20 protein-coding genes are annotated in these 19,049 nt (G+C 58.7%); 11 read left to right on the forward strand and 9 right to left on the reverse strand.

What is annotated here, in order from left to right; genetic code table 11:
• Positions 1–351 (reverse strand): flagellar basal body rod protein FlgB, encoded by a 351-nt coding sequence (gene flgB, locus AC2D8U_RS07105; RefSeq protein WP_484618360.1) that lies wholly within the window; start codon positions 349–351, stop codon positions 1–3.
• A 206-nt stretch (positions 352–557) separates the two neighbouring features.
• Between flgB and flgA the strand changes: the two genes are divergently transcribed.
• The 3 genes from flgA to AC2D8U_RS07120 all read left to right on the forward strand — a co-directional run bounded on the left by flgA (position 558) and on the right by AC2D8U_RS07120 (position 2,187).
• On the forward strand, positions 558–1,208 hold the full coding sequence (flgA, locus tag AC2D8U_RS07110) for a flagellar basal body P-ring formation chaperone FlgA (protein ID WP_484618361.1): 651 nt from the start codon (positions 558–560) through the stop codon (positions 1,206–1,208).
• Positions 1,209–1,468: 260 nt separating this feature from the next.
• Positions 1,469–1,744 carry a flagellar biosynthesis anti-sigma factor FlgM gene (gene flgM, locus AC2D8U_RS07115; RefSeq protein ID WP_484618362.1) on the forward strand — a complete coding sequence of 92 codons (276 nt, stop codon included), beginning with the start codon at positions 1,469–1,471 and terminating at the stop codon, positions 1,742–1,744.
• Positions 1,745–1,746: 2 nt separating this feature from the next.
• Positions 1,747–2,187: a flagellar protein FlgN gene (locus AC2D8U_RS07120; protein WP_484618363.1), complete on the forward strand. Its 441-nt coding sequence runs from the start codon at positions 1,747–1,749 to the stop codon at positions 2,185–2,187.
• A gap of 145 nt (positions 2,188–2,332) precedes the next feature.
• On the opposite strand, the gene AC2D8U_RS07125 is transcribed toward AC2D8U_RS07120, so the two are convergent.
• Genes AC2D8U_RS07125 through AC2D8U_RS07160 form a run of 8 tightly spaced genes read right to left on the reverse strand, consistent with a single transcriptional unit; the run spans position 2,333 to position 9,864 of the window.
• The gene (locus AC2D8U_RS07125) at positions 2,333–2,749 is read right to left on the reverse strand and encodes a flagellar FliJ family protein (protein WP_484618364.1); all 417 of its coding nucleotides are present in this window, start codon (positions 2,747–2,749) and stop codon (positions 2,333–2,335) included.
• The gene (locus AC2D8U_RS07130; protein WP_484618365.1) at positions 2,742–4,052 is read right to left on the reverse strand and encodes a FliI/YscN family ATPase; all 1,311 of its coding nucleotides are present in this window, start codon (positions 4,050–4,052) and stop codon (positions 2,742–2,744) included. Before AC2D8U_RS07130 ends, AC2D8U_RS07125 begins: the two co-directional genes overlap by 8 nt.
• A complete protein-coding gene (fliH, locus tag AC2D8U_RS07135) occupies positions 4,039–4,770 on the reverse strand; it encodes a flagellar assembly protein FliH (RefSeq protein ID WP_484618366.1) in 732 nt (243 codons plus the stop codon). Before fliH ends, AC2D8U_RS07130 begins: the two co-directional genes overlap by 14 nt.
• Entirely contained in the window at positions 4,767–5,786 is a 1,020-nt protein-coding gene (locus AC2D8U_RS07140) for a FliG C-terminal domain-containing protein (RefSeq protein WP_484618367.1), read from the reverse strand. The genes fliH and AC2D8U_RS07140 overlap by 4 nt, the downstream gene beginning before the upstream one ends.
• Complete coding sequence (gene fliF, locus AC2D8U_RS07145; protein ID WP_484618368.1) at positions 5,773–7,380, reverse strand: flagellar basal-body MS-ring/collar protein FliF; 1,608 nt, start codon at positions 7,378–7,380, stop codon at positions 5,773–5,775. The genes AC2D8U_RS07140 and fliF overlap by 14 nt, the downstream gene beginning before the upstream one ends.
• A gap of 11 nt (positions 7,381–7,391) precedes the next feature.
• Complete coding sequence (gene fliE / locus AC2D8U_RS07150; protein ID WP_484618369.1) at positions 7,392–7,733, reverse strand: flagellar hook-basal body complex protein FliE; 342 nt, start codon at positions 7,731–7,733, stop codon at positions 7,392–7,394.
• 18 nt (positions 7,734–7,751) lie between these two features.
• Positions 7,752–9,065, reverse strand: a complete 1,314-nt coding sequence (locus AC2D8U_RS07155; protein WP_484618370.1) for a sigma-54 interaction domain-containing protein — start codon at positions 9,063–9,065, stop codon at positions 7,752–7,754.
• Positions 9,052–9,864, reverse strand: a complete 813-nt coding sequence (locus AC2D8U_RS07160; RefSeq protein ID WP_484618371.1) for a MotY family protein — start codon at positions 9,862–9,864, stop codon at positions 9,052–9,054. Before AC2D8U_RS07160 ends, AC2D8U_RS07155 begins: the two co-directional genes overlap by 14 nt.
• 496 nt (positions 9,865–10,360) lie before the next feature.
• Here AC2D8U_RS07160 and AC2D8U_RS07165 point away from each other — a divergent pair, with 496 nt between their 5' ends.
• From AC2D8U_RS07165 to AC2D8U_RS07200, 8 genes are all read left to right on the forward strand, one after another.
• On the forward strand, positions 10,361–11,227 hold the full coding sequence (locus tag AC2D8U_RS07165) for a FliM/FliN family flagellar motor switch protein (RefSeq protein WP_484618372.1): 867 nt from the start codon (positions 10,361–10,363) through the stop codon (positions 11,225–11,227).
• A gap of 2 nt (positions 11,228–11,229) precedes the next feature.
• Entirely contained in the window at positions 11,230–11,598 is a 369-nt protein-coding gene (locus AC2D8U_RS07170; RefSeq protein ID WP_484618373.1) for a flagellar motor switch protein FliN, read from the forward strand.
• 4 nt (positions 11,599–11,602) lie between these two features.
• On the forward strand, positions 11,603–12,334 hold the full coding sequence (fliP, locus tag AC2D8U_RS07175) for a flagellar type III secretion system pore protein FliP (protein ID WP_484618374.1): 732 nt from the start codon (positions 11,603–11,605) through the stop codon (positions 12,332–12,334).
• Positions 12,335–12,336: 2 nt separating this feature from the next.
• Positions 12,337–12,606, forward strand: coding sequence for a flagellar biosynthetic protein FliQ (locus tag AC2D8U_RS07180; RefSeq protein WP_484618375.1), 270 nt, complete (start codon positions 12,337–12,339; stop codon positions 12,604–12,606).
• 3 nt (positions 12,607–12,609) lie between these two features.
• Complete coding sequence (fliR, locus tag AC2D8U_RS07185) at positions 12,610–13,389, forward strand: flagellar biosynthetic protein FliR (RefSeq protein WP_484618376.1); 780 nt, start codon at positions 12,610–12,612, stop codon at positions 13,387–13,389.
• Entirely contained in the window at positions 13,386–14,510 is a 1,125-nt protein-coding gene (flhB, locus tag AC2D8U_RS07190) for a flagellar biosynthesis protein FlhB (protein ID WP_484618377.1), read from the forward strand. The genes fliR and flhB overlap by 4 nt, the downstream gene beginning before the upstream one ends.
• Positions 14,511–14,540: 30 nt before the next feature.
• Positions 14,541–16,625 (forward strand): flagellar biosynthesis protein FlhA, encoded by a 2,085-nt coding sequence (gene flhA, locus AC2D8U_RS07195; protein WP_484618378.1) that lies wholly within the window; start codon positions 14,541–14,543, stop codon positions 16,623–16,625.
• Between the two features lie 103 nt (positions 16,626–16,728).
• Positions 16,729–17,934 (forward strand): M24 family metallopeptidase, encoded by a 1,206-nt coding sequence (locus AC2D8U_RS07200; protein WP_484618379.1) that lies wholly within the window; start codon positions 16,729–16,731, stop codon positions 17,932–17,934.
• Positions 17,935–19,049: the final 1,115 nt, after the last annotated feature.

Below are 19,049 nucleotides of genomic sequence, written 5' to 3' on the forward strand. Positions count from 1 at the left end.
TTATCTACCCTCAATGGCCTTTTGCAGGCCCTGAATATTCATGTTCAAAAACGTCAGGCTGGTCTGGAAATCCATCGCATTCTGCGCGAATCGAGCTTGTTCCTGGCCCAGCTCCACACTGTTGCCATCTTTCGATGGCTGATGGGGTATGCGATAGGCCATCTGGTAGTTTCGATCGACCCCCTGAGCGGGATCGAGTCGGTTCATCAGTTGGCTAAAGTCCAGATCACGGGCCTTGTATCCCGGGGTTTCGGCGTTAGCCAAATTACCGGACAATACCCGCGACCGTTCTACGCGGAAATCCAGCGTGTTAGCATGAACGCCCAGAGCGGCATCCAGATTAATCGCCATGACGACTCCTTTTTCAATAACGGCTTACTCGTTGGCCCGGCAGTACTAACAAGAGTCATGCCAACTTTTATTTTTCTTTATTATCAGTGAATTAGGATGGAACTTAGGGTTCAATGGGAAAACCAGATTCCGCTTATTTAGAGACAAGGAAGCGCATTCTTCCGCCGTGGCTTCCGCTGCTGGTGCCACTGTTATCCGGCCCGCTCATGGCCGCCGAGACCGCTTCCCAGATCGCCCTGGCCCTGGAGCAACAGCTGCTTACCGAAGTCAAGCAGTGGCAGCTGCGCACGGGTGCCCAACTGATCACCACCCACATAGAGCCTCGACTGGGCTCCGCCCTGAATGCGCTGCCGCCCTGTCAGGGTAAACTTGTCGTCACTTCCGGTCGCAATGTTCCGCTGGGCCATGTGCAACGTGAGGTGCGTTGCCATTCTCCCCAATGGCGCCAGTTTGTCCGGGCCAGGGTCGAAGCCCAGGCCCGGGTGCCGGTGCTACGCCATCGGATCAGCCAGGGTCAGACACTGGGCTCTTCCGATCTCACTTGGGCTGTGCGCACCTTGGGGTTAAAAGATCAGGACCTGATCTTCACCCATAAGGCGTTGATCGGTCAGTCTGCACGGCGGGGATTACGCCCGGACCAACCGGTAAGAGCCAGTCAGATCTCAGTCCCCCATCTGATCAGCCTGGGAGACGAGGTGTTGATCCGAGCCGGCACAGATCGCTTCGCCGCCACCATGACAGGGGTCGCCCTGGAAAACGGGAGCAAGGGCCAGGGGATCCGGATCAGAAACCACAGCTCAGGAGCCGTGATCACCGCTTACCCGATCTCCGAAGGGATCGTGGAAACCCGGTTCTGATCGGTACCAGCTGACCGGCTTGGGGAACGATGGCAAATCCGCTGGGCTTATCTCCTAATGGGGGATCCCAAGGCAGCCAATGGCCGGATCAATACGGCTCTTCACTGCAACGAGCCGAGTTGCGCCGACTCATTGCAAGGGACAGCGCCCCCGTGAGAAAAAAATCAAAAAGGCGTTTAAGTTTTGACGCCGGCGAGACGCTTTTTTGACATCAGAAGCAGAAATGCACCGAACACAGCCAAATACAGAAGTGGTTAGCCATGGAAATCAATAAGTTATCATCTAACTACGCGGTCAGCTTGAAGGCCGCTCCGAAACAGACCCAAACCACAGAGCAGGCGACGCCGACTCCTGCTGGTCGCAAAGACAGCATCAGTGATGACTGGCAACTGCTGGATCAAGCCCGAGAGCAACTGGGCCAGATCAGCGATGTTGATCTGGACAAGGTCAATGCCCTGCGCACCGCGTTGAAACAGGGCAGCTTCGAGCTAAACCTGGACGACCTGGCAAGTCAGATCCTGGATCAACACGGTTAAGCATGGTGAATAAACGCGAACTGCTACAGGTGTTGGTGCGGGAGATCCGCCTCGATGTCGAAGACTACCAACAACTGCGCAGCCTGCTGCGCCACCAGCGCGAGTTGTTGCAGCGGCGGGACAGCCAGGCGCTGCAAGACCATAATCCACGCCAGAATGAACTCTGCCAGCGCTTGGCCAAACGCGCCAAGCGACGCAGTGACATTCTTCGCACCCTAGGGGTCAATGCGAACCAGCAGGGGATGGAGCGACTGCTCAAAGCCCTGTCCGCACAGACCCAGCGGCCTTTGGCCAGCCTCTGGGCCCAGCTGGGTAGCCTGATCCGCGATTGTCAGAATGAAAACGAGATCAACGGCAAGCTGCTGGTCGGTCAGAAATCCCTGATCGATACGATCCTCGATGGGGAAAATAGCGCCCATAGAGACTATGGTCAGCCCGCCTAAGCCCGACATCACCCTCTAGGAAAAAGCCGCTGAGACCCAGCGGCTTTTCTGCATCAATGCACAATCGCCCGATATAAGGCAGGCAGTTCGCTCAAAAACGACAAAAAAACGCGGCCGATGGCCGCGTTTTTCTCTCCCCGGTCGATCAGCGCCGACGAACACTGCGCTGGGCAAACTCATCCATCTGCTTCTGCTCCAGCCGCTCGGCCTTCTGCAAACGGCTCCGAGCTTGCTCCCCTTCCAGCCAGACCAACCCCTGGCAACGACCCAATTGACGCTGCCATTGGTGATCCAGTCCCATCAGATCCTGGGAAGCGACCTGTTGTTGACGTTGACACTGCTCGGCCAAAGGCCGCAGTTGCTGTCCCATCTGGCTGCGGTTGCGCAGCGCCAGAATACCGCTGTCGCTCCCGCTGCCAGCATACTCGGCGATCAACCCCTGCAACTGGGCATGACGCTGCTCCAGCAGACTGAGCCTCTGTTGGCGCTGCTGTCGCTGTTGACCCAGGGCCACCAAACGCTTTTCCTGCTGCTTGCGCAACATCACTATGGGATCAGCCATGTGGCCAGCCTCCTGTCAGTTGTTGCAGCTGTGCCAGGCTCTCGCTGCGACCTTGTCCTTCGTCCATCCCCTGGCTGAGGAACGCCTTGATCTCCGGCTGGGCCTGAACCGCCAGATCCAGCTCAAGATCCTGTCCCGGTTGGTATCCACCAAGTGGGATAAGGGAGCGCACCTCGCTGTAACGGGCGTTGAGACGACGCACGCGCTGCATGGCATCGAGTGTCTCCTGATCAGACAGTTGAGCCGCCAGGCGAGATGCCGACGAATTCACATCGATCGCCGGGTACTGTCCCTGCTCGGCCAGGGTACGACTGAGCACTATGTGTCCATCGAGGATCGCTCGGGCCGCATCGGCCACGGGATCATTCTGGTCATCCCCCTCAACCAGTACGGTATAGAGGGCCGTCAGGCTGCCCTGGGTCGATTCGCCGTTACCGGCCATCTCCACCAGGGAGGGCAACTGGGTAAAAGCCGAAGGCGGGTAACCTTTGGTGGCCGGTGGCTCACCCAGGCTCAGGGCGATCTCTCGCTGGGCCTGAGCATAGCGGGTCAGGGAGTCCACCAGGAGGAGTACATTCTGACCCTGATCCCGATAGCCTGCGGCAATACGGTGGCACAGGCGCATCGCCCGCAACCGCATCAGAGCGGTGGCATCAGCCGGTGCCACGACCACCACGGCACGTTTGCGTCCGGCCTCGCCCAGGGAGTGTTCGATAAACTCACGCACCTCACGGCCCCGCTCGCCCACCAAGCCCACGACAACCACATCCGCCTCGGTAAAGCGGGTCATCATCCCAAGCAAGACGGACTTACCCACGCCGGATCCGGCAAACAGCCCAAGGCGCTGCCCCTTGCCAACGGGCAGCAAGGCATTAATGGCACGGACTCCGACATCCAGGGGCTCATCGATGGGACGGCGAAGCATGGGGTTGGGTGGCTGCAGGCGTGCGCGGCACCACTGGATCCCCATCAACGGTCCCTTACCATCGATGGGCTCACCACAGCCATCCAGGACTCGTCCCAACAGGCCGGGGCCCACAGGAGCCGGAGAGACCCCATTGAGAGGCCGAACCCGGGCCCCGGGCACCAGCCCATCGGTCCCGGTGATCGGCATCAGGCACAGGACATCCCGATCAAACCCCACCACCTCGGCTTCGACCAATGAACCGTCCTGACGCTCAACCAGGCAGCGCTCGCCGGTTCCCAACTGACAACCTACGGCCTCCAGCAGCAGGCCGTTAACCCGCACCAGTCGGCCGTAGATCTGAGCTACCGGCACCGACAGCCAATCAGTGGCCGTCACCGTCGTGCTCCATGCTGTCCAGGCGTTCACGAACCTGCGCCATGCAGGCATCCAGTCGGGCTTCCACGGAGGCATCGGCGTCCACGGTATCGGAGATCACTCGGCAGCCCCCCGGGCTCACCGTCGGATCGGCGACCAGGGTCCAGTCCACCACCCGCTCCGGAGCCAGTTCCTTAAGCTGGGTACAGGCGGACGGCTCCAGATGGATCTTCACCTCTCCCTGTCCGTCGGGCAGCGCCTGCAGCGTCTCCTCCACCAGGTTAAGCACCTGTTGGGGCTGGAGAGTCAGCTCACAGCGGATCACCTGCTGGGCTACGCGCTGCACCAGTTCGAGGATCAGCTCCTGCTGCTGGCGCACCTGAGCCTGATGGCCCTCCTCGAGAAGCTCCTTAAGGGCACTCAGTGGCACCAGGGCCGTTTGCAACTGTTCTCGGGCTTCGTTGCGTCCGGCTTCCAGGCCCTCCTGGCGACCGCCACCGAAGCCCTGTTTACGTCCAGCATCCTCGCCCTGGGTATGACCCTCATCGAAACCGGCCTGGTGGCCCTGGGCCACCCCTTCCTGGTATCCCTTGTCAAAGCCATCCTGGTAGCCTTGCCAGCTCTCGCCTTCAGAGCGCTCTGGCCCGGTGCCCTCGGTAGGCAGTGGCGTGTAACGGTATTGGCGGGCGACGGAGGGATCCAGACGCCAGCGTTGTCCCGGATTGATTGGCATGCTCATTCCACCACCTTCTCGTCATACAGCTGCAGCTCGATCTCACCACGCTCCATCAGCTTCTTGGCCACCTGCATCACGTCGCTACGGGCAACCTGGGCACGAGACAAAGTAACCTGACCCAGGGCCATAACCTGAGTTTCCAGGGCCTGAGCCATACGTTTTGGCAGGGCATCCATCAGCTTGCGCTTCAGTTCGACGTCGATCCCTTTCATCGCCATCGCCAGCATATCCTGAGGCACTTCCTGCAGCAGGTTACGTAGCGTTTCATCGTTCTGACGACCAAGGATAATGAAGTCAAACATGTTCACTTCCACCTGGGCAGCCAACTGGCTGTCATGCAGCTTGAGCAGCTCCATCAACTGGCTGCGATCGCTGTTGAGGCGGTTTAGGATCCCGGCCACCTGGGAAACGCCGCTCACCCGGGTATGGGAGCGCTCATTGGCCACGGCCAGACAACGATCCACCAGCTGTTTGAGTTCCTCGATCACCTCCCGATCCAGCTCACCCAGTTGCGCAATACGAACCAACAGCTCGTCATGGCTCTCCTTGGGCAGACGCTGCAGCACCATGGACGCCGCATCCGGTGGCAACAAGCCCAGCAGGACGGCCTGCAACTGTGGGTGCTCCGGTCCGATCTGGCGCGCCAGCAACTGAGGCTCCACCCACTCGAGGCGTTGTACCAGTTTCTTGACTTCGTCGCCGTAAATGGAGTCGAGCAGGCTCTTGGCCAGCTTGTCGCCCAGGGCCGAGTCCAAGGTACGCTGCAGGTAGTTGCGGCTGGCGCGGGCGATCCCGGCCTGGCCTCGATAATCCTCAAACAGGCGCAGCAACACCAGCTCTGCGTCCGCCTGTTTGACGTTGGACAGGCGTGCCATCACCTGGCTGACCTGCTGCACCGAGCCACTGTTCATGTGGGACAGCACCTTGGCCGCCCCCTCTTCACCCATGCTGACCAGCAGCATTGCCGCCTGTTCAACGCCGGACAGATCGGTCAGCTTGTCATACTCAATCGCGCTCATTGTTGCCCATCCACTGTGTGATCACTTCGGCGACCCGCGCCGGTTCTTTGTTGGCCAGCAGGCTCAAGTGCTCAAGCTGGATATGCAGCGCAGAGCCTGGCGGTGGCAGTTCCGGTAGGTTCGCATCGGCCAGCTCGATCTCCGGCACGATGGCGGCGGTTTGCGCTTCTTCCAACGCTTTTTCCTGCTCGACGGTGCGGGTCAGGTGCTTGACCAGAGGGCGCAACACGAACAGCATCAATCCAAGTGCCAACAAGGTGCCTATGATGTAACGCAGGTACACTTGGTATTCTTGGGTCTGCCACCAAGGCAGCGGCTCCATTTCCGGCATCATCTGAGTGGCAAACGGGAAGCCCGTGATGCTCAAAGTATCGCCTCGGGCGGCTTCGAAGCCGATGGCATCGGCCACCATCTGCTCCAGCCGGGCCGTCTGCTCGGCGGCCAGCTCAATCGAGTCGCTATTGAGCAGAACCGAAACCGACAGACGCTCCAGCTGTGCCTGCTGGTACCGGGTATGGCGAACCGAACGGCTGGACTCGAACTGGCGGTCAGCTTGATTGCTGATGTTGGTGGCGGCGTTCGGCGGCTGGTTGCCGTCCGCCGGTGGCTGATTAGCCAGCGCACCGGGAATACCGATGGCCAGATCCGTGTTGCGCTCTTCGTTGCGGCTGTTTTCCCGCATCAGTACCACGGATTCAGGATCCAGCTGCTCCCGGGTCTCCTCGACCTGGTCGAAGTTCATGCGGGCAGCTATCTGTACCCGGTAATTACCGTAACCCAGGATCGGTAGCAGCATATCGTTAACACGCTGGGAGAGGCTCTGCTCCAACTGCTGGGCATAACCCAGTTGGCGGTCGCTGGCACGGCTGAGATCCCCGCTCAGATCGAGTTCGGCACTGAGCAGCCGGCCGCTCTGATCGACCACAGAAACCCCATCACTGGGCATGCCGGAGACGGCGCCGGACACCAGGTTGACGATCGACTCGACATGCTCCGGAGCCAGCTTGGCGCCGGAGTAGAGCTCCAGCATCACGGAGGCGCTGGGTTTTTCCGGTTGCTGACGGATAAACAGGGTCCGTTTGGGGATCGCCAGATGAACCCGGGCGCTACGAACGGCCTTAAGCGCCATGATGGTGCGGGACAGTTCGCCCTCCAGACCATGGCGATAGCGGGCCTCTTCAAGGAACTGGCTGGCGCCCAGGGCACCGGCCTTATCCAGCATCTCCATCCCTTCCGGCATGGCGGCGCGGATCCCGCGGCCAGCCAATACCATGCGGGCCCGACCAAGTTGGTCTTCCAATACCAGGATCTGACCGGTATCGGCCTGCATCCGGTATGGGATCTTCTCGGCTTCGAGCACCTCGATCACTTCGGCACTGTCGAAGCCTTCCTGTGCTCCATAGAGGGGGCGGTAGCCTCGACTGGCGGTCCAGAGCATCAGGACAATCACGGTGGCCACGACAGTGGCCATCACGGCGATCACCAATACCTGACGATCGCTGCGGCTGGCCCCTTGCCAGCGCCCAAAGAGTTGTTTCATTCGGTCCATCACACCGAGACCGGCGGCTGGAGCTGCTGCGGTTGCAGTTGTCATTCTGGTTGTCCTTACAACGGCATTTTCATTACATCATCGAAAGCGGCCACCAGCTTGTTGCGCACCTGGATCAGGGCACTGAAGCTGAGGCTGGCTTTCTGTGAGGCCACCATGGCCCCCACCAGATCGTCACTGCGGCCCATATCCACCTCAGTTCTTAAATGGCTGGCATGGATCTGGTCCTCGTTGATCCCGCGCACTTTCTGCGTCATCAACGTGGCAAAAGAGGGCCCCTGGGACGCACCATGCGATCCGTTGACCAGGTTGGGCATAATGGCGCCCTTGGCGATCTCTTTGTGTTGCTGAAGGCTCTCCAGCATCTGGGTTTGGTTCATTGCAATCGGGGAAGACATCACACTCTCCGGTGTTGATTAGGCGGCATCAGAAGCGGCCAGCGCAGCATCAACATCGATCCCCGCCTCCCGCATCTGAGCCATCTTGTATCTGAGTGATCGGGTGGTCATGCTCAGCGCATCGGCCGTCTTGGAGCGGTTACCGCCATGGCGTCGCAGGGTATCGAGCACGAACTGGAATTCGGCCTGTCGCTTGGATGCCTTAAGACCACTGTCCAGATCGCCGCTTGTGGCTTGGACCATGGTCGGCGTGGCATCGCCCGGTAACCCCAGATCGGCAAATTGCAGCGTGGCTCCACGGCGCAGGATCAAGGCACGCTGCACCACGTTCTCCAGCTCGCGTACATTGCCCGGCCAGTCATAGGCGATCAGCGCCTGGCGTGCCGCGTCACTGAAAAGGCAGCTGCCGCCGGCCATATCCCGGTATCGTTCCAGGAAAAACTCCGACAGGGGGAGGATGTCCTCGCGCCGCTCCCGTAAGGGCAGCAGCTTGAGTGGCAACACATCCAGCCGGTAGAAGAGATCCTGACGAAAGCGGCCTTCAGCCACGGCCTTGGTGAGGTCCTGATTGGTGGCGGCGATGATCCGCACATTCAGGGGAATGCTACGGTGCGATCCCAGCCGTTCAACGGTGCGCTCCTGCAAGACTCTCAGCAGTTTGGCCTGCAGCATCAGGGGCATTTCAGCAATTTCATCGAGCAGCAGCGTGCCGCCATTGGCGGCCTCAAAGGTTCCGGCCTTATCCGCATGGGCGCCAGTAAAAGCCCCCTTGACGTGGCCAAACAGCAAAGATTCCAGCATGGACTCGGGGATGGCGGCGCAATTGAGGGCGATGAAAGGCTCACCGCTACGGGATGACTGACGATGAATGAAACGAGACACCTGCTCCTTGCCAGTACCGGACTCGCCGGTAAGCAGGATACTGGCATCGGTTTGCGCGGCACGCTGGGCCAGCATCAGCATCTGACGCGAACGGGGAGAAACCGCCACCATGGAGCGTTGATCTTGCTCAAGCTGGTTCAGGCGTTGCAGCAGGTTCACCAGCTGATCGCCGTCCAGGGGCAACAAGAGGTAATCCTGTGCCCCCTGCTCCATGGCTGCGCAAGCCAAGTCGGTTTGCTCTGGCTCCACCAGGGCGATGCGATGCTGCCCCGCCGCGGCCTTGAGCCGTTGACCGATCTGCTCCGGCGTCTGCTGGCTCAGATCCACCAGACTCACCCAGGCCTGTTCATCGAGCTGTTCAGACAGCTGATAGCCCTGTAGCGAGAGCTGCTTCGCCAACAGGCGAGGTAGCTCAACACCTTCGGCACAGATCCGGTTATTCACTGGCATTTCCCGACTCTCCGGACATCACCAGACGTACCTCCACCCTGCGGTTCTTGTTATGCGCCGCAGCAGTGTTGGCTCGGGTCAAGGGGTAACGCTGGCCATGGCCTCGCACCTCGATCTTGTTGACAGAAACGCCGCGTTCGACCAGAAGGCCGGTCAGCTCATCCGCGCGTTGTCGAGACAACACCAGGTTCGCCAGGTGATCGCCCACCGTGTCGGTGTGACCGTCCACCAGCACCTCCTTGATCCGCTTATCGGCGGCCACGTACTGAGCGATGGCGTCGATCATCGGCAACTGCTCTGCCCTGGGCAGGAGCTGACCGCTGGCGTAATTGAGGGTCACATGGCGGACCACATCATAGGGCTGGGGGACCAATTGCGTGACGCACTGGCGAAATTCTCGCAAAGGCGATTTCACCGCAACCGGCTCCACCTCCAACTGGTAACCCCGTTGGCCCTCCAGGCCCATAGCCAGCGAGAGTCCCCAACCCTGCTCAAGCGCATCCAGATACGGTTCGGCGGAGCCTGACATCACTCCCGCACCGCCCTTCCAACGCCAGTCTCGCGGGTGCTGCTGCGCCGGCGTACTGTGCAACCAGGACGGGGAAGACAGGATGCTGCGCAGCCCTGTCGGGGTTTCCTGCAACCAGTCGGTCGTCAAAGCCAGTCCCATGGACTGAGCAGGATACTGATGCAGCCGCAAAGTACCAAAACCATCGATGGTGTGACTCAGGCGGCAACCGAACCGGTTACCGCTGTAGCGCCAGTCAACCGCATCCATCGGCGTCTGGTAGTTCGCCATCGGTAAATCCGTTTGGGCAACGCATGTCTCTGTGGCAAAACCCGCTAATAAAGCGACAAGGCCTATTGTCTTTTTATTCATGGCTGTGAAGGGCTCGGCAATCGTTGTTATTTATATGACGACAGCTATCCCGCCGTCGTTTAATTTGGTTGCATAACTTAATGTGAAACCTAGATAAAAAGCAATATTGAAATTTGGTTTTTAGTGCTGTTAATGTATCGGCCCAAACGCAGCTATCACGCTGTCTTGCAGGCATTTTTGCAGTCAATAAAATGACATTAATAACAAAAAACCGGCGCGCCAAATGATTGGCAACGAAACGACAATTTGACGAAATATTTATTTTAAGGTCATGTGGTAATTTTTTGACGCAGCAATTTATTTTGACGCTCAATTTATGAACCGTGTGATTTAACTTTGTTTGCTTATGTATTTTGTGACGGCCAGCCAAATCGTCCAATTATTAAGCGGAGCTATTTGAAGGGATCAACAGGATATGAAAACCACCGCAAAAGCGATGGTGCTGCCTGCCAGTCAACAGGTCAGCTACCGACCCGTCGCACTGGTGCAAGAGCGCCTGGCCCGCAGCCGGTTGCTGCTGGAACTGGAGAAGCGTCAGAGTGCGATATTGGAAGCGGTTACCCAGGCACTTGCCCCGGGCGTCGCCGTAAACCAGTCTCCCATTCGATCATTACAGCCGATCCGAGATGAGGTGGCTTTCAAACTGGAGAGCTCACTGGCTTGGTTCCAGCTAAGCTACGAACGTCAGCCACTGGCCTGGTGGGGGATCGACCGCTGCAGTCTCGACCAACTGGCCAGCCAATATTATGGCGGTAGTCAAGGCGCCCTCTACTCTCCCTTGCGTAGCCCGAGTCAATCGGAACTGCGCCTGGTCAAACGCCTGCTTACCGGTGCGATCAACGCCCTCAAGGAACTGGCGCTGGATCCCCAGCAGCTTGAGTTGGTGCCCCTGACCGGTCCCGTCGATGTCAGCGCCCCACTGCGCTGGCAGATGGAGTGGCGCCGGGATGAGCCCCTGCCCCCCTGTCAATGGCTGCTCAGTGAAGATCTCCTGGCGCGACTGACGGTCGCCCCCCATCAAGCTACTTCCCCTGAGCTGGCCAACCAGCTTAAACGTAAGCTGCACCAACTGCCTATCCGCTTATCCTGTGAGCTGGTACGCCAGGCAATGCCCGCCGCCGCCATTCATGAGCTGCAGGCAGGCGAAGTGCTGCCGGCAACCTTGCTGCCCCGTAGCCCGGTGTCCATCGGTGGGCGCCCCCTATTTCATGCGAGCGTCCATAGCCAAAATGGCCAGTTGGTCGCCAAAATCACCCAAGAACTACATCAACACGAGGATTAATGATGTCCGACGATACCTTGCTGCTCGACGACGAACTGTTGTTGGACGACGACCTGTTCGGCAGCGACGATACAACCCTGGAAAGCAAGATGCCTGCAACGGCAGCTGCCCCTCAACCCACTCGCGATATGCAGTTCTTCAGTCATCTGCCGGTCCAGGTTTCCCTGGAACTGGCCAGTGCCGAACTGAGCCTGGGTGAACTGATGGCCATGGGTGAAGGCGACATTGTCGCACTGGACCGCATGGTCGGCGAACCCCTGGACCTTCGCGTTAACGGCACCCTGCTGGGCCGCGGCGAAGTAGTGGAAGTCAAAGGGCGCTACGGTGTTCGCCTGCTGGAAGTTGAAGCCAGCAAATTGACGGGAGCCTGATCCCATGCGTTATTGGTGGTGGCTGTTGCTGCTGTTGAGCCCAGGCGCACTGGCCAACACGGATCTGACCCTGCTCACCCTCAGCGATGGCGACAGTAGTCAGGCGATCAGCGTTAAGCTGGAAATTGTCGCCATCATGACCATGCTGTCGCTGCTGCCAGCAATGCTGCTGATGATGACCAGCTTCACGCGGATCATCATTGTACTGGCAGTGCTGCGGCAGGCTTTGGGGTTGCAGCAAAGCCCCCCCAATAAGCTGCTGGTGGGGATCGCACTGACCTTGACGCTCTTTATCATGCGACCGGTATGGGAAGAGATCAATTCGGTGGCCTACCAGCCCTATGACGCCGGTGAGATCAATCTGGTTGAAGCGATGAAGGCGGCAGAGCAACCCCTGCGCGTCTTTATGCTGGGTCAGACACGGGAGACGGACCTGGAAAAGATGCTAAAGATCGCCGGCGAGCCGGTGGATACGGCTGTGGACCAGATCCACTTCACAATTCTGATGCCCGCTTTCGTTTTGTCAGAACTCAAAACTGCGTTCCAGATCGGCTTTTTGCTCTTTATCCCCTTCCTGGTGATCGATCTGGTGGTGGCATCGGTGCTGATGTCCATGGGTATGATGATGCTCTCCCCGCTGATCATCTCTTTGCCGTTCAAGTTGATGGTGTTCGTACTGGTTGATGGCTGGGCCATGACCGTCGGTACCTTGTCTGCCAGCTTTGGGATGACTTAGTAATGGATCAAATGCAACTGACTTCCCTATTCGCCGACGCCATCTTTCTGGTGGTGTCCATGGTGGGGGTGCTGATCATGCCCGGCATGGCCGTTGGCCTAGTGATTGCTGTGCTGCAGGCGGCCACCTCGGTGAACGAACAAACCCTGTCGTTTCTGCCCAGGCTGGTGATCACCCTGCTGATGGTGCTCTACGCCGGTCAATGGTTGCTGACCAAGCTGGGTGATCTGTTCAACAATCTGTTCTACAACATTCCAACGTTGATCGGCTGACCTATGTTGGAACTGACCTCGACACAACTGGGCGGCTTCCTGGGTACCTTCTGGTGGCCGTTCTTTCGCATCATGGGTGTGTTCGCCCTGATGCCCCTATTCTCCAATGGCCATATTCCCGGCAGGATCCGGATCCTGCTGGCCATGGCCATTGCCGGCTTGGCGGCGCCATTACTGCCTCCCCCGCCACCGGTCGATCCCCTCTCCTTTGCGGCGCTGCGCCTCGCCTTTGAACAGTTGGCCGTTGGCAGCCTGATGGGATTGATCCTGTCCCTGCTGATCCATGTACTGAGTCTGCTTGGCCAGATGCTGTCGATGCAGATGGGCCTGGCGATGTCGGTGATGAACGATCCCGCCAACGGGGTCAACCACGCCCTGCTGGGTCAGTTGATGGTGATGTACGGCACTCTGCTGTTCCTGGCACTGGACGGCCACCTGGTCGCCCTGGCGATCGTGATCGACAGCTTCTACCTCTGGCCTGTCGGCAGTGGTGTGCTGGATCTGCCACTGATGATGGTGGTGATGAAATTTGGCTGGACCTATGCAATGGCATTGATGATGGCCATTCCAGCTGTCATGGCGATGCTCATGGTCAACATCACCTTTGGGGTACTCAATAAGGCTGCCCCCAGCCTTAACGTCTACTCCCTGGGCTTCCCCTTAGCCATGCTATTGGGCCTGGTCAGCATCCTTATCTCCTTCAGTGGCCTGCCGGACCGCTATACGGAGATCTGTCTCGATGCCCTGTCCGCCATGCATCAACTGGTGGGAGGGCAGCCATGAGTCAGCAAGCCGGTGACAAAACAGAACAGGCGACACCCCAACAGCTGAAAAAAGCGAGGGAGAAGGGTCAGGTTCCCCGTTCAAAAGACTTGGCCACGGCCATGCTTTTTATCGGTGCCAGCCTGATGATCATGGCCAGTGCGGAGTGGTTTGCCCGCCACGCCGCCGAGTTGATGCGCTACAACATGACGATCTCGCTGGAAGAGCTCCAAGAGCCGGACATGATGATGCGCCACATCGGCCAGAGCCTGATGCACCTGCTGAGCATGCTCGGCCCACTGTTCTTGCTTCTGGGGGTGCTTGCCGCCGTGGCCGGCTCCATGCCTGGCGGTCCCCTGCTATCGGCCAGTGCGTTGCAGTTTAAGGGTGAACGGATCAGCCCGCTCAAAGGCTTGAAACGGATGTTTTCGATGAAGTCTCTGGTCGAGCTGGTCAAGTCGATCCTCAAGATCACCCTGCTGCTCTCCACCCTCTATTTCCTGCTGCGCGGTCGACTCGGCAGCCTGATAGGCCTTTACCAGCTGCCGATGGATCAGGCGATCGCCGAAGGGGTCAGCTTTTTGGCGGGGGGCGTGTTGACCCTCGGAGTGATGCTGCTGTTTATTGCCCTGATCGATGTCCCCTGGCAGATGTTTGATCACGCCAAGCAGCTCAAAATGACCCGGCAACAGGTCAAAGATGAACATAAGCAGATGGAAGGGAAGCCCGAGGTCAAGGCCAGGATCCGACAGATCCAGCAAAAAATGGCACGCTCCCGGGCCGACACAGCCGTCCCCAAGGCCGATGTGGTGCTGATCAACCCCAGTCACTACTCGGTAGCGCTGCAGTACGATCCCCAGCGGGCTGATGCCCCCTTTGTCATCGCCAAGGGCGAAGATGAACTGGCATTGCACATCCGTCACCTGGCCAAAACCCATAACATCGAGGTGGTCTCGTCGCCGCCCCTGACTCGGGCCGTCTACTACTCCACCCAGATAGAACAGCAGATCCCTCAGGCCCTGTTTGTCGCGGTAGCCCAGGTCCTGTCCTACGTGATGCAGCTCAAAGCCTATCGTCAGGGCCGCCAGGCCAAGCCCGATGCGCTGCCCAGTTTCCACATACCTAAATCTTTGCGTCGTTAATTTCAGGCACATTCAACAAAGGCAACTCCTATGAAGTTTTCCCTGCCGTCCGGCCTCAATGTGAGCAACAGCTTTATCGGTGTACCGGTACTGCTGCTGGCTGTGTTGGCCATGGTGATCCTCCCCCTGCCCCCCTGGCTGCTGGACATGTTGTTCACCTTCAACATCGTTCTGGCCATCCTGGTGATGCTGGTGGCGGTCTCCGCCCAACGTCCCCTCGAGTTTTCCGTGTTCCCCACCGTTTTGCTGCTGGCGACCCTGATGCGCCTGACGCTCAACGTTGCCTCGACCCGGATCGTATTGATGGAGGGCCACAATGGCGGCGATGCCGCCGGTAAGGTGATCCAGGCCTTCGGTGAAGTGGTGATCGGCGGGGATTACGTCGTCGGTATGGTGGTGTTCCTGATCCTGATGATCATCAACTTTGTGGTGATCACCAAGGGGGGCGAGCGGATCTCCGAGGTGAGCGCCCGCTTTACCCTGGACTCGCTGCCAGGCAAACAGATGGCCATCGACGCCGATCTCAACGCCGGCGCGCTGTCCCAGGATCAGGCCAAGGAGCGCCGTGCCGAAGTGGCTCGTGAGGCAGATTTCTACGGCTCGATGGACGGGGCGTCAAAATTTGTTCGCGGCGACGCCATCGCCGGGATCCTGATCCTCTTTATCAACATCATCGGTGGTGTCGCCATCGGGGTATTCCAGCACGACATGAGTGCCGGCGATGCCTTCCGCACCTTCTCCCTGCTGACCATTGGTGATGGCCTGGTCGCCCAGATCCCGTCCCTGCTGTTGGCAACGGCTGCCGCAATCATCGTCACCCGGGTATCCGATGCCCAGCAGATGCCGGATCAGATCTCCAGCCAGCTGCTGGCCAGTCCGGCCGTATTGGGTACGGCCTCAGGTGTCATGGCGATCATCGCAATGGTACCCGGCATGCCTACCCTGGCCTTTGGCACCTTTGCCTTTGTGCTGGGTTTCGCCGCCTGGCAGCAATACCGTTTTGCTCCGGCGACCCCCCTTGAACAGGTCGAACAAAAAGTTGAGCAGGTTCGCTCTGAGACCCAGCCACCCACTTGGGAAGCCCTGCCCTACACGGATGTATTTGAGGTGGGACTGGGCTACCGTCTGGTTCACCTGGTGGACCGCTCCAAGGGCGCCGAGTTGCTCAACCGGCTGATCGGTATTCGGCGTACCCTGTCGGAGCAGGCAGGCTTCCTGCTGCCGGAGGTTCGGGTTCGCGATAACCTGACCCTGTCGCCGACCGGATACCAGATCCTGTTTATGGGGGTCCCGGTGGCCAGTGGCGAGCTGCAGCCGGATCAGTTGCTGGCGATCCAGTCCGGTGAAGTGTACGGCGAGATCGACGGGGTTCTGACCAAAGATCCGGCCTATGGCATGGATGCCGTCTGGATCACCACGGAAAATAAGGCACGGGCCCTAAACCTGGCCTATTCCGTGGTAGACAACGCCACCATCATCGCCACCCACGTTTCCAAATTGATGCGGGAGAAGCTGGCCGATCTGATCCAACACGATGACATCACCAGCCTGACCGATCGCCTCACTGCCCAGGCGCCGCGATTGGCAGAGTCGCTTAATGCCGCACTGACTCCAATACAGCAGTTGAAGATCTACCGTCTATTGCTAAGAGAGCAGGTTTCTCTCAAGGATATCCGCACCATCGCAACCACACTGCTGGAGTGTGTCGAAAACACCAAAGACCCCATCCTTTTGGCAGCAGACGTGCGATGCGCCCTAAAGGAAACCCTGTTGCACCAGATCGCTGGACAAAATGGCAAACTGGAAGTGGCTACCCTGGCCCCGGAGTTGGAACAAACCCTGATGAGCGCCCTCAACCAGGCGCAGCAGGCCGGCAATGTTCCGCTGGATGGTTTTGCCATCGAACCTCAGCTCCTGGCACAACTGCAGAGTAAAATGCCTAGCCTGCTCGGCCTGATGCAGCAACAAGGCAGTGCACCGATCCTGCTGGTCGCCCCACAGCTACGCCCTGTCCTGGCCCGATACGCCCGCGCCTTTGCCCGGGGCCTCAATGTGCTCTCCTATAACGAGATGCCCGAGGATCGCGAACTCTCCGTCAGCACCCAGCTCGGTTGAGCCTCCTCGCAAAAGCGGCCAAATGGCCGCTTTTCTTTTGTCCCCACGGGATAGCCCAAGTAGCATATCCCGGATCTTCGTCCCCCAATGGAGTCTTCCTATCATGACCATCGGCGTTGGCGGTCGTACCGCCCAACAGGAGCTAGCCCGACTGGCTGCACTCAAACAAACCATCTCTCCCTTACCCAAGGAGGAGTTCGCTAAGCGCCGTGCCCAACTGTGCCAATTGATGCAAGCAGGGGCAATGGATGCCATCTACCTCAATGCCGGTACCAATCTCTACTACTTTACCGGGCTCAAATGGAAAGCCAGCGAGCGCATGGTGGGCGCCCTGCTGCATGCCTCCGGCGAACTCTGTTACTTGGTGCCCCATTTTGAACAGGGCTCCATTGAGGATTTCTGGATTGAACCCGCTCCCATGCTACTGTGGCACGAGCATGAATGTCCCTATGAAAAGGTTGCCCGTCAGTTAGGTGCCGAAGGTCACCTAGGTGTCGACCCTTCTGCCCCCTTCTTTCTGGTGGACGGTCTACAACAAGCTTTGCCAAAGTGGCATTTATCTAATGCTCAGCCACCGCTGACAGCCTGCCGAAGCCGCAAGTCCAAAGCTGAACTGGCGTTGCTGCAACAAGCTAAGTCCATGACCCTGGAAGTACAGCGATCCGCTGCAGCGATCCTGCATGAGGGGATCTGTACCACCGAAGTAATAGCCTTTATTGATCAAGCTCATAAAGCAATTGGTGCTCCCGGCGGATCCAGCTTCTGTATCGTACTGTTTGGCGTTGCGACCAGCTTCCCACACGGGGTGAAGGACCCACAGCAACTCAAACACAATGACTGGGTTTTGATCGATACCGGATGTTTGATCGAAGGCTACCACTCAGATATCACTCGCAGCTACTGTTTTGGCACTCCCAACGATGCCCAACGCCACGCCTGGCAGGCTGAGAAAGCGGCCCAGGAAGCCGCATTTGCTGCTGCCCAGCCGAGTTCCACTTGTGAGATGGTCGACCATGCTGCACGGCGCGCCCTGGAGGCCTATGGATTTGGCCCTGACTATGCCCTGCCGGGTCTGCCACACAGAACCGGCCACGGCTGCGGCCTGGATATTCATGAAGGGCCCTACCTGGTACGGGGAGATCGAACGCCACTAGCCCCCGGCATGGTGTTCTCCAATGAGCCCATGTTGGTGATCCCTGACCAGTTTGGTGTTCGGCTGGAGGACCACTTCTATCTCAATGAGCAAGGGCCGGTCTGGTTTACTCAACCCAGCCATAGCCTCGACGATCCCTTTGGTCTACAGAGCTAAAGAGTTGTTCAGAAGAAGAAAAGCCTGACTCTTTCATCGGGGACGCCTAGTCTCAGGCTTTCTGCAAATACATGGCGGAGTGGGCGAAGGGCACCGTCGCGAAGCGACGCAGGCCTGAAGCGGCTGCCATGGAAGGCAGCCTGGGGGAGATCACAGGGAAGTGTTACTCGCAGCCAACACCCACGAACCACTGAACCGTCCACAACTCAAACTCCGGATATGCCAAAAAGCCTGAGTCTTTCGTCGGGGACGCCGAGTCTCAGGCTTTCTGCAAATACATGGCGGAGTGGGCGAAGGGCACCGTCGCGAAGCGACGCAGGCCTGAAGCGGCTGCCATGGAAGGCAGCCTGGGGGAGATCACAGGGAAGTGTTGCTCGCAGCCAACACCCACGAACCACTGAACTGTCCGCAACTCAAACTCCGGATATGCCAAAAAGCCTGAGTCTTTCGTCGGGGACGCCTAGTCTCAGGCTTTCTGTAAATAATGGCGGAGTGGGCGAAAGGCACCATCGCGAAGCGACGCAGGCCTGAAGCGGCTGCCATGGAAGGCTGCCTGGGGGAGATCACAGGGAAGTGTTGCTCGCAGCCAACACCCACGAACCACTGAACTGTCCGCAACTCAAACTCCGGATATGCCAAAAAGCCTGAGTCTTTCGTCGGGGACGCCTAGTCTCAGGCTTTCTGCAAATACATGGCGGAGTGGGCGAAGGGCACCGTCGCAAAGCGACGCAGGCCTGAAGCGGCTGCCATGGAAGGCAGCCTGGGGGAGATCACAGGGAAGTGTTGCTCGCAGCCAACACCCACGAACCACTGAACTGTCCGCAACTCAAACTCCGGATATGCCAAAAAGCCTGAGTCTTTCGACTCAGGCTTTCTGTAAATAAATGGCTTCGTTTCCGGGACTCAACGGGGACGCCTAGTCCCGCGACCCGTAGCGCAACGCGCTACTCTCACCTGAGCTCAGGTATCAAACCCGAACTCAATAATAAATGGCGGAGTGGACGGGACTCAACGGGGACGCCTAGTCCCGCGACCCGTAGCGCAACGCGCTACTCTCACCTGAGCTCAGGTATCAAACCCGAACTCAATAATAAATGGCGGAGTGGACGGGACTC

It is taken from the genome of Ferrimonas sp. YIN67, from assembly GCF_057219095.1.